Annotated in this window: 22 protein-coding genes; 7 read left to right on the forward strand and 15 right to left on the reverse strand. The window is 40.7% G+C overall.

The genetic code is table 11. The features are described 5' to 3' along the window. The first annotated feature begins 163 nt into the window (after positions 1-163). Complete coding sequence (locus VQ643_RS11060; RefSeq protein WP_414199836.1) at positions 164-652, forward strand: hypothetical protein; 489 nt, start codon at positions 164-166, stop codon at positions 650-652. A 39-nt stretch (positions 653-691) separates the two neighbouring features. Here VQ643_RS11060 and VQ643_RS11065 read toward each other — a convergent pair whose 3' ends face one another. Genes VQ643_RS11065 through VQ643_RS11080 form a run of 4 tightly spaced genes read right to left on the reverse strand, consistent with a single transcriptional unit; the run spans position 692 to position 3,547 of the window. Beyond that, complete coding sequence (locus VQ643_RS11065) at positions 692-1,216, reverse strand: AAA family ATPase (RefSeq protein WP_414199838.1); 525 nt, start codon at positions 1,214-1,216, stop codon at positions 692-694. Beyond that, positions 1,213-1,776, reverse strand: a complete 564-nt coding sequence (pnuC, locus tag VQ643_RS11070; RefSeq protein WP_414199839.1) for a nicotinamide riboside transporter PnuC — start codon at positions 1,774-1,776, stop codon at positions 1,213-1,215. Before pnuC ends, VQ643_RS11065 begins: the two co-directional genes overlap by 4 nt. 12 nt (positions 1,777-1,788) lie before the next feature. Further along, positions 1,789-2,901, reverse strand: a complete 1,113-nt coding sequence (zapE, locus tag VQ643_RS11075) for a cell division protein ZapE (protein ID WP_414199840.1) — start codon at positions 2,899-2,901, stop codon at positions 1,789-1,791. Beyond that, on the reverse strand, positions 2,888-3,547 hold the full coding sequence (locus tag VQ643_RS11080; protein ID WP_414199842.1) for an epoxyqueuosine reductase QueH: 660 nt from the start codon (positions 3,545-3,547) through the stop codon (positions 2,888-2,890). The genes zapE and VQ643_RS11080 overlap by 14 nt, the downstream gene beginning before the upstream one ends. Positions 3,548-3,788: 241 nt before the next feature. On the opposite strand from VQ643_RS11080, the gene VQ643_RS11085 reads away from it, so the two are divergent. The 6 genes from VQ643_RS11085 (at position 3,789) to VQ643_RS11110 (ending at position 7,660) form a co-directional block, all read left to right on the forward strand. Further along, entirely contained in the window at positions 3,789-4,067 is a 279-nt protein-coding gene (locus VQ643_RS11085) for a peptidylprolyl isomerase (RefSeq protein ID WP_414199843.1), read from the forward strand. A 4-nt stretch (positions 4,068-4,071) separates the two neighbouring features. Next, positions 4,072-4,740 carry an RNA pseudouridine synthase gene (locus VQ643_RS11090; RefSeq protein WP_414199844.1) on the forward strand — a complete coding sequence of 223 codons (669 nt, stop codon included), beginning with the start codon at positions 4,072-4,074 and terminating at the stop codon, positions 4,738-4,740. An 11-nt stretch (positions 4,741-4,751) separates the two neighbouring features. Then, entirely contained in the window at positions 4,752-5,378 is a 627-nt protein-coding gene (locus VQ643_RS11095; protein WP_414199846.1) for a LysE family translocator, read from the forward strand. Positions 5,379-5,393: 15 nt separating this feature from the next. Then, on the forward strand, positions 5,394-5,774 hold the full coding sequence (locus tag VQ643_RS11100; protein ID WP_414199847.1) for a hypothetical protein: 381 nt from the start codon (positions 5,394-5,396) through the stop codon (positions 5,772-5,774). Positions 5,775-5,794: 20 nt separating this feature from the next. Beyond that, on the forward strand, positions 5,795-6,997 hold the full coding sequence (trpB, locus tag VQ643_RS11105) for a tryptophan synthase subunit beta (RefSeq protein ID WP_414199848.1): 1,203 nt from the start codon (positions 5,795-5,797) through the stop codon (positions 6,995-6,997). Positions 6,998-7,075: 78 nt separating this feature from the next. Continuing rightward, positions 7,076-7,660 carry a hypothetical protein gene (locus VQ643_RS11110; protein ID WP_414199849.1) on the forward strand — a complete coding sequence of 195 codons (585 nt, stop codon included), beginning with the start codon at positions 7,076-7,078 and terminating at the stop codon, positions 7,658-7,660. On the opposite strand, the gene VQ643_RS11115 is transcribed toward VQ643_RS11110, so the two are convergent. From VQ643_RS11115 to VQ643_RS11165, 11 genes are all read right to left on the reverse strand, one after another. Next, on the reverse strand, positions 7,653-8,246 hold the full coding sequence (locus tag VQ643_RS11115) for a GrpB family protein (RefSeq protein WP_414199850.1): 594 nt from the start codon (positions 8,244-8,246) through the stop codon (positions 7,653-7,655). The genes VQ643_RS11110 and VQ643_RS11115 overlap by 8 nt on opposite strands. A 64-nt stretch (positions 8,247-8,310) precedes the next feature. Continuing rightward, on the reverse strand, positions 8,311-8,604 hold the full coding sequence (locus VQ643_RS11120; RefSeq protein WP_414199851.1) for a hypothetical protein: 294 nt from the start codon (positions 8,602-8,604) through the stop codon (positions 8,311-8,313). Positions 8,605-8,678: 74 nt separating this feature from the next. Then, positions 8,679-8,945, reverse strand: coding sequence for a hypothetical protein (locus VQ643_RS11125; protein WP_414199852.1), 267 nt, complete (start codon positions 8,943-8,945; stop codon positions 8,679-8,681). 20 nt (positions 8,946-8,965) lie between these two features. Further along, positions 8,966-9,466 carry a C40 family peptidase gene (locus VQ643_RS11130; protein WP_414199853.1) on the reverse strand — a complete coding sequence of 167 codons (501 nt, stop codon included), beginning with the start codon at positions 9,464-9,466 and terminating at the stop codon, positions 8,966-8,968. Between the two features lie 21 nt (positions 9,467-9,487). Further along, the gene (locus VQ643_RS11135) at positions 9,488-10,126 is read right to left on the reverse strand and encodes a C40 family peptidase (protein ID WP_414199854.1); all 639 of its coding nucleotides are present in this window, start codon (positions 10,124-10,126) and stop codon (positions 9,488-9,490) included. A 112-nt stretch (positions 10,127-10,238) separates the two neighbouring features. Beyond that, positions 10,239-10,910 (reverse strand): DNA-3-methyladenine glycosylase I, encoded by a 672-nt coding sequence (locus VQ643_RS11140; RefSeq protein ID WP_414199855.1) that lies wholly within the window; start codon positions 10,908-10,910, stop codon positions 10,239-10,241. 7 nt (positions 10,911-10,917) lie between these two features. Continuing rightward, the gene (locus VQ643_RS11145) at positions 10,918-11,697 is read right to left on the reverse strand and encodes an ABC transporter permease (protein ID WP_414199856.1); all 780 of its coding nucleotides are present in this window, start codon (positions 11,695-11,697) and stop codon (positions 10,918-10,920) included. Further along, complete coding sequence (locus VQ643_RS11150) at positions 11,690-12,622, reverse strand: ABC transporter ATP-binding protein (protein ID WP_414199857.1); 933 nt, start codon at positions 12,620-12,622, stop codon at positions 11,690-11,692. The genes VQ643_RS11145 and VQ643_RS11150 overlap by 8 nt, the downstream gene beginning before the upstream one ends. 27 nt (positions 12,623-12,649) lie before the next feature. Next, on the reverse strand, positions 12,650-13,195 hold the full coding sequence (locus tag VQ643_RS11155; RefSeq protein ID WP_414199858.1) for a DUF1285 domain-containing protein: 546 nt from the start codon (positions 13,193-13,195) through the stop codon (positions 12,650-12,652). Between the two features lie 12 nt (positions 13,196-13,207). Further along, positions 13,208-14,101, reverse strand: a complete 894-nt coding sequence (locus VQ643_RS11160; protein WP_414199859.1) for a radical SAM protein — start codon at positions 14,099-14,101, stop codon at positions 13,208-13,210. Continuing rightward, positions 14,098-14,730 (reverse strand): TetR/AcrR family transcriptional regulator, encoded by a 633-nt coding sequence (locus VQ643_RS11165; protein ID WP_414199860.1) that lies wholly within the window; start codon positions 14,728-14,730, stop codon positions 14,098-14,100. Before VQ643_RS11165 ends, VQ643_RS11160 begins: the two co-directional genes overlap by 4 nt. Positions 14,731-14,813 lie beyond the last annotated feature (83 nt).

The following is a 14,813-nucleotide window of genomic DNA, read 5'->3' on the forward strand; positions in this document are numbered from 1 at the left end:
GTTTATTACTGTTTAGGATAAAATAATCATAAAAACAGTAGTAATATGGGATTGGAATCTTTACTTTGCAGCGCTAGAGACAATAGCATAATACTGAGTAACAAGGAGTTACGCCTAAAATTTCTGTCATTATTTGCCCATAACACAAGGAAGGTATCTTTCTATGAGCTTTAAAAAACTTGCATTATCTGCAGCTATTCTCGCGATTTCATACTCAGCCCATGCCTCTAAAGAAAAAATAGATGAAGCTATTTTAGGCGTATGGGCCATGTTTCCTCTAGCTAATGGCATTGCTAATGTGGTCGAATTTAAGGGCAATGGCGAGGTCGACAATCATAGTTTTAGATGTGACATTGCATCTCAAAACGTGCTTAGCAAAGGTATTGAAACCAAGAAATACAAACTTGATGGCAATAAAATACTATTCGTTACTGAAGGCACGCCTGAATTTAAAGAGCATTTAATATTCAAAGGTATTCAAACACGTAAAATGCGCAGTGGAAGGCTATATCCTATTTTACAGCTCACACAAGTAATTACCTATGGGGAAGACGAAGAGCTCGCTTTAGACTTTGAATACCTACAACGTGAGTCGAATGACTACACGCCACTATGTGATGCTTACTTTGCCATGCAAAAAGCTGGAAAGTAACTCAAAGCAAAGCACAAAACGGGTTTTATATGGCCCGTTTTAGTTTAACAATGAATTGTTTATGTGTTCTTTTAGTTTCTGGTAACGTTGTTGCCATGACCCAGAAATGACTTGATAAGGCTGTTTATTGTTTTCTAACCAGCCTTTAAGTTGATTAAAGAAAGCTAACCTCTCGTTGTAATCTGGCTGACATCGCTGCCCATCTGCCTGCCACTCCAGCCCATCTGGGTCAAGTAAAGCAATAAAGTCATAATCTTGTGCTAGTAATGCTGGCTCAATCCATTCTGGACAGGTCGTAAATAAATATTCACTCCAGAGTTTATTAGTCAACAAATGTGTATCAAGCAATACTAGTTTTGGCTTTTTGGCGCGCGCCAATAGTTCATTTGTAAGCTGCTGACGCGCAATGCTATCAATATCGGCATAACAGGTTGTACGTCCCTGCTCCTCAATAAAAGTACGCACATACTCATCGACTACTATGGCGTTAAATTCTTTGGCTAAAGCTTGGCACAAAGAGCTTTTGCCTACAGACTCAGGTCCTGATAAAACCACTACTTTCATGAGGCCGCCAACAGGCTCGTACGCCATTGCAGCCAACCCCAAACAGCTAGACCAGTAAATACTGCATAAAGTGCTGCGGTTAAATATAAACCTGCTAGGCTAAACATACCGATATAAATCACATCCACTACAATCCAAAGACTCCAGCATTGTAGGTATTTTTTTGCCATCCAATACTGACCAACTAAGCTGAAGCCTGTTAATGTGGCATCAAGCCAAGGTAGGTTTGCGCTTGTATAATTACTCATTAAGGCACCCAGTGTTAAGCTAATAATTAAGCCTATAATGAGGTGCAGTCTAATGGGTGGTAAAGGCAAACTACTGACTTCTCTTTGTTGTTTTTGTACACCACCACGCAACCATTGATACCAACCATATAACTGTAAAGCCGCATAAATAAGCTGCAATAACATCTCTGAAAAAAGTCGAGCCTGCCAAAAAATCCAGCTATAAAGCACTACCATAAGAAAACCAATAGGCCAAGCCAGCGGCTTTTGCGCAGTCATTAAATAAACTGAAAACACGCCTAAACCAGCGGCTAACAACTCAATCCAGAACATCTAAAATCTCAGTTATTTAGTTTGAAAACTCACCTTTTGCATTTCTTGCAAACGGCTAAAAGTACGTCGGAATGCAAAGGCAAGATAGCCTTGCGTGTATATTTGCTCAAGAGGAACCTGAGCTTCTAGGTAAATGGGTACGCGATTATCGTAGCACTCATCCACTAAGGCAATAAAGCGGCGCACGCTATCGTCATGTTTTGCTAATTGTGGCAACACGCGATCTCCAGCTTTTACTTGCTGCGCAGCGTCTTCTGTACCTCGTGCTATTTTAGCCTCTTGTTGCGTGCCACTTAAACAAGGCACGTTGGCGACTAAAACAACAGAAAAACGCTGAGCAATTTCAATAAAATCCTGGGCGGCCAAAGGTGCCTCGCAAAGCTGCGAAAAATCACAGTAGAGCAGATTATCGCTATAAGCTTTAGTGTGAATGTGAATATGATTTAGTGCTAATGCACCTGTTTTACTTGTTCCCCTAGATAATTCATAAAATACTTGGCGCAAGGGATCATCTGCATTATTTTTTAACCAAAAACGCTGCACAGCCTGTGCCTGATGCAAACGATGATCTGTTCCACCATCAACTTGCACAATCTGCATGTTTTGTTTTATGGCAGCAATGGCTGGCAAGAAGCGTTCGCGGTTAAATCCAGGATTATACAAATCATCTGGAGCATTATTAGAGGTTACTATTAAAACTAGACCTTGTTTGAAAAGGCGCTCAAATAGACCACCTAGTAAGCTAGCATCACCAATGTCACTGACAAATAGCTCATCAAAACAAAGCACTTTCACGCTAGCCGCTAGTTCTTGTGCTAATACAGTTAAAGGATCCGCCGTACCTATTAGCTGAAATAAACGCTGATGTACCCAGCGTATAAAATGATGAAAATGCTGCCTTCGGGCTGGCACAGTTAAACTCGAAAAAAAAGCATCCATTAACCATGTTTTACCTCGACCAACAGGCCCATGCAAATAAACACCTTTTACAGTACTGCCTGCTTCAATGGCAGAAAAGCACTGGTCTAAGTACTCAACAGCTTGTTTTTGCGCTACATCTTCAATAAAACCCGCCTCAAGTGCGGCTAAATATTGTTGTTTTGGTGAGCCTTTATTTTTCATCATCGCCGTAATACTTCACACCAATTTTAATTAAGTCACGCTCACTGGCTTTACGGTGTAAATTTGTATCTCTTAATGAATAGATGCAACCACAGTATTCTTGCTGATAAAATTGCTCCCGTTTACTAATTTCAATCATGCGAGCAGAACCACCTTTTTTGCGCCAGTTATAGTCCCAATAATGCATTCCATCGTAGGGTGCTGCAGCTCTTTGTCCACAATCATTAATTTGTTGCATATTTTTCCAACGAGAAATACCTAGTGAGCTTGAGATTAAGCTAAATCCATGTTCATACGCATAAAGCGCTGTACGCTCAAAACGCATATCAAAACACATGGTACAACGCACGCCACGCTCAGGTTCCCACTCCATCCCTTTAGCGCGCTCAAACCAATTATCAGTGTCATAATCAGCATCCACAAACGCAATATTGTGCTTTTCAGCAAAGCGTATATTTTCTTCTTTGCGAATTAAATATTCTTTTTCCGGATGGATGTTGGGATTATAAAAAAAGATAGTGTAATCAATGCCAGAATGACTTAATGCCTCCATCACCTCGCCAGAGCAAGGCGCACAGCAAGAATGCAAAAGTAATTTTGTATGCCCTTTAGGAAGGCTTAATTGGTCGCGTTCAGTCGTTGGGTTCATTTAGCACCTTACATCTGCCAAAACAGCAAGCCTAGCGGCTGCAACTTCAAATAATTGGTATATAACACATTCTTAGCAACTAATACTAATCACGCCTAGCATGCGTTTTTCGTTAAAAACCATTATAAGAAAACACTATTAAATCTGTATACGTGCTTATAAAAAGCACTGCAAACAGCGTTTTAACAAGGTTTTTCAGGTAGACTAGCGCTTTGTTAACTTAGAGTATACGAGGTTACCAATGGCTAAAGCGATGGCTCGCCATATTTTGGTAAAAACTGAAGATCAGGCCCAGCAACTTAAAAAACGCCTTGCCCAAGGTGAAGCCTTTGATGTGTTGGCGCGTAAATTTTCAACCTGTGCCTCCGCTAAGCGTGGAGGTGATTTAGGTGAGGTAAGGCCTCGCCAAATGGTGCCGGCTATCGACCAAGTTATTTTTAAAAAACCTACAGGCGTAGTTCACGGCCCTATTAAAACCCAGTTTGGTTATCATTTAGTGCACGTTTTCTTTCGCGAGTAACATTATGTCAACACAACGTCTTTCAAAGCGCTTAATGCAACAAATCCAATGCTCGCGCAGTGAAGCTGAACGCTATATTTTAGCTGGTTTCGTACAGGTTGATGGTCAAGCGATTGACTTGCCACAACATGAAGTAGCAGACCAGCAACAGGTAACCCTTGCACCTAATGCAAAATTAATTGATATAGAACCCATGACGTTATTAGCCAATCAAGTAGAGGCTGACCTGTTTTTAAATAAAGATAATCATTGGACACAGGATACGAGTAACCAACCTATTTTAAACGCTCACTTCATGCGTCTAAAAAAATCCTTACCCTTACCAGCAAACTGCACAGGCTTACAGGTTTTTAGCCAAGACTGGCGAACACAACGCAAACTAAATGATGATGCACAAAGACTTGAACAAGAGTTTATCCTAACAACTGAACAAACCGATTTTGCTTTAGCTGTTATTCAAAAACAAAGCGTATTTGCTCACGCTAAAATTAGCTGGCAAAACGAGTGGCATATTAGACTGGCGATGAAAAAACCACCTCAGGATATTGTAGCTTTACTCACTAAATTAGGACTCAAACTTACAGATGCCAAGCGCATCCGTATTGGCGGCATTAGTTTAGGCAAAGTCCCCGATAACCAGTGGCGCTATATGCGATTTAATGAACGTTTTTAGGTTTTCACATCATGAGTATTAGTCTTTGGTTGCTGTACCTTTCCGTTATTACGGTCTTGATTATCACGCCAGGCCCCATTGCAGTACTTTGCATGAGCCACGGTGCGCAATATGGCAAACGTAAAAGCTTAGCTACTGTAACAGGTGGCATGTTTGCGGCATTAACCTTAATGCTAGCATCTGGCTTAGGACTTGGCGCTATTATAATGGCATCAGAAACAGCATTTTGGGCGCTAAAGCTCTGTGGTGCGGCGTATTTGATCTATTTAGGTATCCAAACATGGCGCGCTCCCCTTGTCATAAAAGCGCAGCCTGTCGAACAAAATACGTCCAATAAAAGTGCTTACCGCTTATTACGTAGTGGATACTTAGTCGGCATTGGCAATCCTAAAGACTTGTTATTTTTTGGCGCGCTATTTCCTCAGTTTATTGTGGCTGAACAGCCTTTATTTGAACAGCTTGCAATCTTAGCTATTACTTGGCTGGTCATTGATTTTAGCTTAATGTTTGCCTATGCCGTGCTTGGCAACCACCTCATTAGTGCATTGCAGCGTTTAGGCTTAACTCGAATTTTTAACCGCATTACTGGCGGTGCTTTTATGGTAGCTGGTGGCGCACTTATTGTTGCCCAACGCTAAGAACAAGGAGAGAAAATGCGTCAGTTTCTTGTTAGTTTTACCCTAAGTATTGCGCTGATTAGCCTTACAGGGTGCCTATCTAATACCACGAAACCAGAAGCATCTATTGCACAGCATAAAGGGCACTTAATTCTCGGAAAAGATATGCAGGCTTTTAAGCGCTGCGGCAGCACGCCTGAACAGACTTTATGGCTAAAGACTGATGAGAAAAAGCTAGCTTATCTACGTAATGCTTATGAGCAAATCACAATAGAACCTTACGAAGAAGTCTATGTTGAGCTTTTAGGCCGTCCAGCAGGCCCTCTAGAATGCCAAGCTTGCACAGCCTACAAAGGTAGTTTTGAGCTGCAAGAAACCTTAATTATACGTGCTCCCCAAGCACGTGATTGTGACTAAGACGAGTACTGAGAAACATCATGACAGCATCCACTTTTGCCCCTATGCCTGACGCTAATGGTTTTTTTGGTCCTTATGGTGGCCAGTTTGTGCCTGATCACTTAAAGAAAATCATGGATGAAATTAACCAAGCCTATGAAGAAATTCGCCAACAGCCTGAGTTTCAAAAAGAATTAGCTAACTTATTTGCAGATTATGTAGGCCGCCCTAGCCCAATATTTCATGCCAAACGCTTAAGTGAGCAACTAGGTGGCGCACAAATTTACTTAAAGCGTGAAGATCTTAACCATACAGGTGCTCATAAAATAAACCACTGTCTTGGCGAAGCCTTGCTGGCTAAGTTTATGGGTAAAACCAAGGTTATTGCTGAAACAGGCGCTGGACAGCATGGCGTCGCACTTGCTAGTGCTTGTGCCTTGGTAGGTATTCCTTGTGAGATCCATATGGGGCAAGTGGATATTGAAAAAGAGCACCCGAATGTAGTTAAGATGAAAATCTTAGGCTGCACCTTAGTTCCAGTCACGCGTGGCACTGCCACTTTAAAAGATGCCGTAGATAGTGCTTTTGACGAATACTTAAAAGATCCAGAAAATTTTATTTATGCCATTGGTTCTGTGGTTGGCCCACACCCATTCCCTAAAATGGTGCGTGACTTCCAAGCTATTATTGGTACAGAAGCCCGCGAGCAATTCAGCCATAAACACAATAAATTACCTGACTATATTACAGCTTGTGTTGGTGGCGGCTCCAATGCAATGGGCATGTTCACTGCCTTCTTAGAAGACAAAGAAGTCAATCTGGTAGGTGTTGAACCTGCTGGAAAAGGCTTAGATACACCACTCCATAGCGCAACATTAACCCTTGGTAAACCTAGCCAGTTACATGGCATGGCATGCTATGTCCTTGAAGATGAACAAGGCAATCCACTACCCGTACACTCTATTGCATCTGGGCTAGATTACCCTGGTGTTGGACCACAGCATAGCTACTTAAAAGATTTAGGCCGCGTAACTTATGACAGTGTAACGGATGACGAATGCTTGAACGCCTTTATCACCCTGTCTCGTGTTGAAGGGATAATACCTGCATTAGAAAGCTCACATGCTGTTGCTTGGGCAATGCGTAAAGCACCCCAGCTAAAGGCTAGCCAAAGTATTTTAGTTAACTTATCAGGTCGTGGTGATAAAGATGCAGACTATGTTGCTAAAGTTTTAGGTTTATAATTTTAATAGTCAGCCAGTTTTATTATTAGAACTGGCTGATTATAAAGTCTAAATTTATAATCAATTAGAATAAATAAAATGAATAATCTTAGCGAGTATTTGGAAAAAATAAGAATTTCTGTAACAGAAATACCTAAGCATAATTTGCTATTTTTTGGCTGCTGGGTGTTAGATAACCTAATGCTGACTTGCCAAACCAAGCTGAATTTATGCCTACCTTCAAAAGATACAATACTGCTTAAAGAAATCTTAAATTATTTATGGAAATGTATAGATAACGAGCTAGTCGTAGATAAAAATAAAATAAATACTTTTTATATAAAATTAAGCCATATAAATGAAAGCAATCTAGATCGTACAAACGTTGAAGAAGCTGCGATTTATGAGCTAATTGTAGGATTAGATTCACTCCTCATGTTTTGCACAAACAACATAGCAGGATTTGAATTTAACCTAGCGCAATCAATGATTAATGTTATTGACACACAACTTAAGGGATTAGGTATTGATATCACAACAAATGAAGGTTTTAACAATCACTTCTTGCATCAAGAAATACATGCTCAATTAAATATTATTACCCTATCTAAAAGTAACAAACTGAATAGTCATTTTAAACACGCTTACCGATTAAATACTAAAATAAACCCTATACCTATATAATCCCTGCTGATTTAAAAGCTCTTTGATAAATAGCATGAATGACTTCATGTTTACGTTTATTATAATCCATCATTAACTCTAGGTCATCTGACAATGCTGATAATTTTACTTGAGCATATAAATTCCTATCTGCAATATTACTTCTAAGCCAATTTCGAAATAAAATATGACGTTTAGCTTCTGCACAATTTAATGAAAACACATGTAAATTTACTTTATTAGGCAATAAGCGCAAGCAGCGATGTTGATACCACGAAGGTTCTCGCACTCGTAATTCATAACCTATAGCCTCCAAAGCAGGTACATAACTGAGTTCATTAGCGGAGTTCAAAACTATAAGATCAATATCAATTATAGGTTTTGCTGCCAGCCCTTCTACTGCTGTAGAACCTATGTGTTCTATTGCTATAGCGTTGTCGCCCAATGCTTTTTTTATTTGTGTTTGATGTTTTTTAAATAAGTCCGGCCAATTTTTATTATAAGGCTCAATGCTTAATAGCTCTGGCTCTGGTTTACCTTTTACCCATGGGTTTTCAGCAGGATCTGATTCTGCAAAAATCAGTATATCGCTATTTTTTAAAGACATAGCAAACTATCCAGCCTTATATAAGATAAATAATTCTAGGTCAAATAAGTGTTTTAAAAAAGTACTACAGCGCAGCTAAAGAGTGGATTTGGGTTAATTGATCTAATGTAAAATGGGGGTTGCAGAAGTTGCAATGTGCTGCTACCTGTACGGCATAAAAATCAAGCTCAAGGCTTGTAAATATACGCCAGCAACAAGGACAACTAGCTTTAACTAACTCAATACAGCATTGTTGTGCTTGCATGTGAGTAGCCTGTAATTCGCTACATGATTGGCACTCATAATCATAAATAGTTACCGCCGTATAGTTAGCTGCACTCTCTAGATAGAAAGAAGGTTGCTGCAGTTGATCTGGCATAGGTTACTCCTGTTATTTATTAGGCTCATTTCAACAGGAGCGCATGACAATATGATGTCAGTATTTAAACACATTTAACGCTTATTCAGTTGACGCTCTAAGTCAGCAACTTTACGTTCCAACTTTTCTGTTTTTTGCTGCAACTCTTTTAATTGTTTTTGTAGCTGCTGCACATCTTGCACTGAAAGATCACTTTTTTGAACCTTTTCACCCCAAGTATCCACTACGACCAAGCTGCCATTAGAGGCTTTCTGTTTTAAATCAAATCTTAGCTCAGCAGCCAAACTGGCTGTGGAGGTACTGAGTATGAGCAAGCAAAAAACTGTTGTTAATTTACGCATAGTGTAGCGTCCAAATGCCATTAGTTCACGGCTAACGGTCTTTTAGCATTAAGGTAGGCTTTATTCCAGTAGCTGTTTTCTATGCTATCTAAACGTACTGTACCGCCTGAAGAAGGCGCATGCACAAAACGCCCTTCACCAACATAGATCCCAGCATGGCTGACTCTACGGCTTTTTCCTGTGGCGAAAAATAGAATATCACCGCTTTGCCATTGATTACGTTTAACCGTAGGCGCTTTCATGGCAATCATTTCTGAAGTGGTTCTAGGTAGGCGCATATTGGCTACGTCATTGTAAACGAACGTAATTAAACCACTACAGTCAAAGCCTGAGTCTGGCGTATTACCACCCCAAACATAAGGCGTTCCAACTAAGCCCAATGCACGGAATAAAACATCCTGAGACTGTATAGGCGCATTCGCTGACGTAGGCAAAGAGAGATTTGAGCTAGGTTCAGGTGCTTGAGTTGCACAACCTGTAAATAAAAGAACGCTGAGTAATACTACATTTAAGCGTTTCATGGCCTTCTCTCTTTAGCTGATTTAAAAACTCGCTGTCGGCATATTCATCAAAATGGGTTGTGCTTCGCTTTTTTCCAGCACGCGCTTGGCTTGTAAATAGCTCGCATTCCAATAGCTATTGGTTAAGCTATCAATGCGTACTCCGCCACTGCGTCGACTACCTGAATGGATAAACTTGTTATTTCCCATGTAAATACCAACATGGCTAACAGGTCCACGCCCACGCTTATTAAATAGAATAAGGTCACCGGGCACTAGCTCGGTGCGCTTTACTTGTGTTGCATTCATCGCCAACATAGCACGCGTAGTACGTGGTAAAACAATGCCTGTTTGATTTTTATATAAGTAGCCAACAAACCCACTGCAATCAAAGCCAGTCGTGGTAGTACCACCAAAACGGTAAGGTGTACCTATTAGCTCTTTTCCAGCAGAAAGAATACTATCTGCCAAGCCAGGTAACTCATAGCTGATTAAGGCGTTATATGTCTGCCCGTTATCTTCAATAATGGATAGCAATTGTTGGCTATCAACTCCTGTTGAAGATAACGCAGCTTCACGAGCAAAAAATCCATTTTTTTTAGGTTGCGCCGAGGTACAAGCAGTTAAGGCAATAAGTAAGCCGATGGGCACAATAGATGCTAGGCGTTTTAGCATAAGCATATAGGTGTCTGGTCAGTTAGCGATAAGATATTTTGCATTGTGCTTAACTGAATAGCAATTTTTTTTGACTAAAACGTGACTAAAATCTACGCCTAGCATTCTAAGATTACGTTTAGTGATTGACTGTAAACGCCAGCATCATGGAAAGTTGACACAAAGGACGCTTACTTTGTTCATGCAACTGATTAAAATAAGCTTGAACTGTAGCCAAATCTTTCTGGCTTGTTGGCTGCTTAGTAACAAGCGCTTGAGCCTTGAGTGCTGCCACAACATCATTTGATAAAACAAAGGTATCTTTACCAGCCATACGTAAAAAGCGTGGTGCGGATAAGCCACCTAGTTGACTACCATTTTTTGCTAAGTAGCGCCATAAACCTGTGATATCACTGGTTTCCCACTGGGCTATAAACTGACCAAAGCTGCCATATTTTTGTTGTATATCCAAAATCATTTGCGCATTTAATGGCACACTTTTGAGTTTACCTAAATGACGGATTATCTTTTCGTTGTGCATAAGCCGTTCTAAATGTTCAGCGCCCATCAATACAACTTTATTAGGCTCAAAAGCAAAGAAAGCACGCTCAAATTCAGGCCATTTAGCATCTACTACACTGTGTTTTAAGCCTGCACGAAATACGCGCAGACTTAAAAGAGATAAGTATCTATCATCTGTGACTTTTGCTAATTCTTCGCCGCTTTTAGCACTAGGTAAACGCTGTTCTAATGCTTCTAGCGAACCAAAGCGATTTAAACAATAGGTCAGCAACCATTGATAATCTTTCATAGATCCTCTATTGACGCATACCACGGCCACTATTAAGCAAATAAATACTCCATATATACAGCACCACAGTAGTCAAGATTACTAAGCTGATAGCCAACCAAACATTGATATCAGACTGCCCTAAAATACCGTAACGGAATGCATTAACCATATGCAAAATAGGGTTGGCTAACGAAAGGTTTTGCCAAAATGGCGATAGCATGTCTATTGAGTAAAATACACCACCTAAGTAGGTTAAAGGTGTTAATACAAAAGAGGGAATAATGGAGATATCATCAAAATTGCGGGCAAACACAGCGTTAATAAATCCGCCTAATGAAAAGACTGCCGCTGTAAAAATCACCACTAATAAGGTAATACCACTATTGTAAATAGCGATTTCTGTAAAGAATAATGACAGCGCACTCACTATAGCCGCTACAATTAAACCTCGTATCACACCACCCATCACATAGCCTAATACCACTACATGTGACGACATGGGTGAGGCCAGTATTTCCTCTATTGAGCGATGAAACTTGGTGCTAAAAAAGCTCGATACCACATTACTATATGAGTTAGTGATAACCGACATCATAATCAAACCTGGCACAATATATTGCATGTAGGTAAAGCCATGCATATCGCCAATTTGTTTGCCAATTAAATTACCGAAAATAACAAAGTACAGCACCATGGTGATGGCTGGCGGCAGCAATGTTTGCGGCCAAATACGCAAGAATCGACGTACTTCTCGATACACTATGGTTTGTAGTGCAACCCAATTACTCGCCCACTCACTATTCATGATTTGCGCCTAAATTCTTTTCTACTAATGAAACAAATAATTCTTCTAAACGATTACTTTTATTACGCAAACTTAAAACCTCTACGCCTTCCGCTGCCAATAATTCAAATAAGCGCGTAACACCTTGGCTTTTTTCAATTTGTACTTCTAAGGTTAATTCATCTATAAGCTGACAAGCATAGCCTGCTAGTTGTGGTGCGCTTTGGCGAGGTTCTTTTAAATCTAAGAGTAGTGTTTCTACAGTTAATTTATTAAGCAGATCTCGCATGCTTGTATTTTCGACAATTTGCCCATGATCAATAATAGCGATATGGCGGCAGAGCTGCTCAGCTTCTTCTAAGTAATGAGTGGTTAAAATAATGGTTGTACCTTGCTCATTTAGCTCTACTAGAAACTCCCACATTGAACGGCGCAGTTCAATATCAACACCTGCAGTTGGTTCGTCAAGAATCAGCAGTTTGGGGCTATGCATTAATGCTCTTGCGATCATCAAACGGCGCTTCATACCACCCGATAACATACGCGCACTAGTGTTGCGTTTTTCCCATAAACCTAATTGTTTTAAGTATTTTTCTGCCAGCGGAGCAGCTTGTTTAGCTCGAATACCGTAATAGCCTGCTTGTGTAATTAAAATATTATAGGCTGTTTCAAACTGGTTAAAATTAAACTCTTGTGGCACCACACCAATGCAGCGCTTAAGAGCATGCGGCTGCTTATCTAAGTCATGACCAAAGATCTCTATTGTGCCAGCCGTTTTATTGACCAAAGTCGATAAAATGCCAATAGTGGTTGATTTGCCTGCACCATTTGGGCCAAGCAAAGCAAAAAAATCGCCTTCTTTAACATCTAGATCTAATCCCTTGAGTGCCTGAAATCCATTAGCGTAGGTCTTTTGTAGCTGACGAATGGACAGCGCTAAGCTCATAATACAGCCCTTAACCTTTAAGTAGATTTATGCCAATTTAAAAAACTGGCCGCAGCTCCATACGCCGTAGCATTCTTCTCCATCTACTAAGTGCATGCAGCTATACTCAACCAGCTCATAATAATGGGTTCGCGCAATCAAAGTTTCAAGCTGTTGTCGCACCAGAGCATAAGGTCGTGGCTGATTCGTTACAGAGTTCAAAGTTAAACGCAGTGGATGCTGCTCATCTAGCCAAAAACATTCATCCACATTAGTTGTAACTTTTATTTGCTGCTCTGCTCCCTTGCCTAGTATTTCTAAAGACTGAGTAACAAAAGGCGCATCCTCAACTTGAATACCCAACTTTTCAACAGGTGTGACTAAATAAAATTTATCATGCTCTTTACGCAAAATACTGGCGAATAAACACCGCATTGCTTGACGTTTGATTTCCCCGCCTTGATAAAACCAGCGCCCATCAGCCATAATTTGCATATCAATGTCACCGCCAAAAGCTGGGTTCCACGTTAGCTTTTCTTCATGGGGTGCTTGCCCAGCAAGGGCTAATTCATTTAAGGCTTGTAAATTTTGCATGCTGCCCTCGAACTACAGACCACGTTGCCACTCTTGGCGTAAAGGAACTTGCTGCGGTCTTTCAATTGCTTGACGAATCTGAGCTAAGAGCTTTTCTTTGTCTTTGCCTAATACGCCTTTAAGCACAAGATAGTTTGAAGCATGATCGCTTCGAAAAATCGTATTATTCAATGTGAGGCTAGACAGCATATGTTCTAGCTCATGAAATAACTGCGCTTGAGTCAAGGGGAGAAAATCGGGATAGGCATCGACAAAACGTTGAGTTCCCAAAGGAAAACTCACCACTAAGGTGGATAAGTATTCAGGCTGCGTTTCATTCATCAAGCGGGCTGAGTTTTTCGCATGCTGCTCACTGAGCGCTTGTCCACCTAGGCCGTTTAAAATCATCACTGACCGCGATATACCTGCTTGAGCTAATTTATTGAGCGCCTCTGCTGAAGAGGCAAAAGTTTCGCCCTTATTAACCCAACTTAACACAGCATCATCACCTGACTCACAGCCAACATAAACTAACTTTAAGCCCAAATCTGCCAGTTCTTTTAACTCATCAACCGATTTATTTTTCACATTACTGGGCAAGCAATAGCTGGAAACACGTTGCACCGTTGGCATGTATTCTTGTATTGCTTGCAAAATAGGTATTAGGCGTCGCGTTGATAACGCCAGTGCATCCCCATCCGCTAAAAACACACGGCGCACGGCTAAGAGTTCGCTCGCTTTGCGTATTTCCTCTATCACCTGTTGCTCGTTACGCACATGAAATTTTTTTTGAGGTGCTGTATACATCTCGCAAAACGTACACTTATTCCAAGAGCAACCGTTAGTAACAGGCAATATTAATGAGTTGGCCTCACTGGGTGGGCGAAACACTGGCTCAATATAGTGGATGGGAAAGGCGTGATTCATTTAGGCTCATGTTCTCGCTTACGTTTATTCCCCATACGCACACCAATGTCCATCAAGAACTGGAAGAATCCCTCTTGATCTTCTAACACTTGATTCCAGAACGGTGAGTGAAATAAGGCTACCGCACCATGCACTAAAGCCCATGCTGCACAATAGTGGAAGTAAGGTGGGACATCTTCCAGCTTACCTTCATCAATACGTGCTTCAATAAGCTGAGTTAAACGCTGAAAATTGGATTTACGGATACTGTGTAGCTGCTCAACCATTTCAGGTAGTTGGTGACCTTTGACTACCTTTTCTTCTAAACGATCAAATAAGCGGTAACGTTGCGGATCACGCATACGAAATGCAAAGTAAGCACGCGATAAAGCTTCCTTGTCAGTCGATACCACATTCGACTGAAATAGCTCATTTAGCTCTCGCTCGTAATCTAGCATTAACCGCAAATAGATTTCTGTTTTCGATTTAAAATGCTTATAAATGGTTCCTTTACCAATACCCACAGTATCAGCAATCATTTCTACCGTAACACTGTCTTCACCCTGCTCTAAAAACAGCGCTAATGCCGTGTCTAATATTTCTTGTTCGCGACGGCGGAACTCCCGTACTTTGCGCGGCTCTTTCTGCATAAAAAGACTACCTAGTCAGTTTAGGAAAAAATTATTATGCACGTGCATTATAAAAATGCACGTGATGATTTAATTTTAAGACT

The organism is Pseudomonas sp. F1_0610 (assembly GCF_047470865.1).
Lineage (GTDB): Bacteria > Pseudomonadota > Gammaproteobacteria > Pseudomonadales > Pseudomonadaceae > JAZDRH01.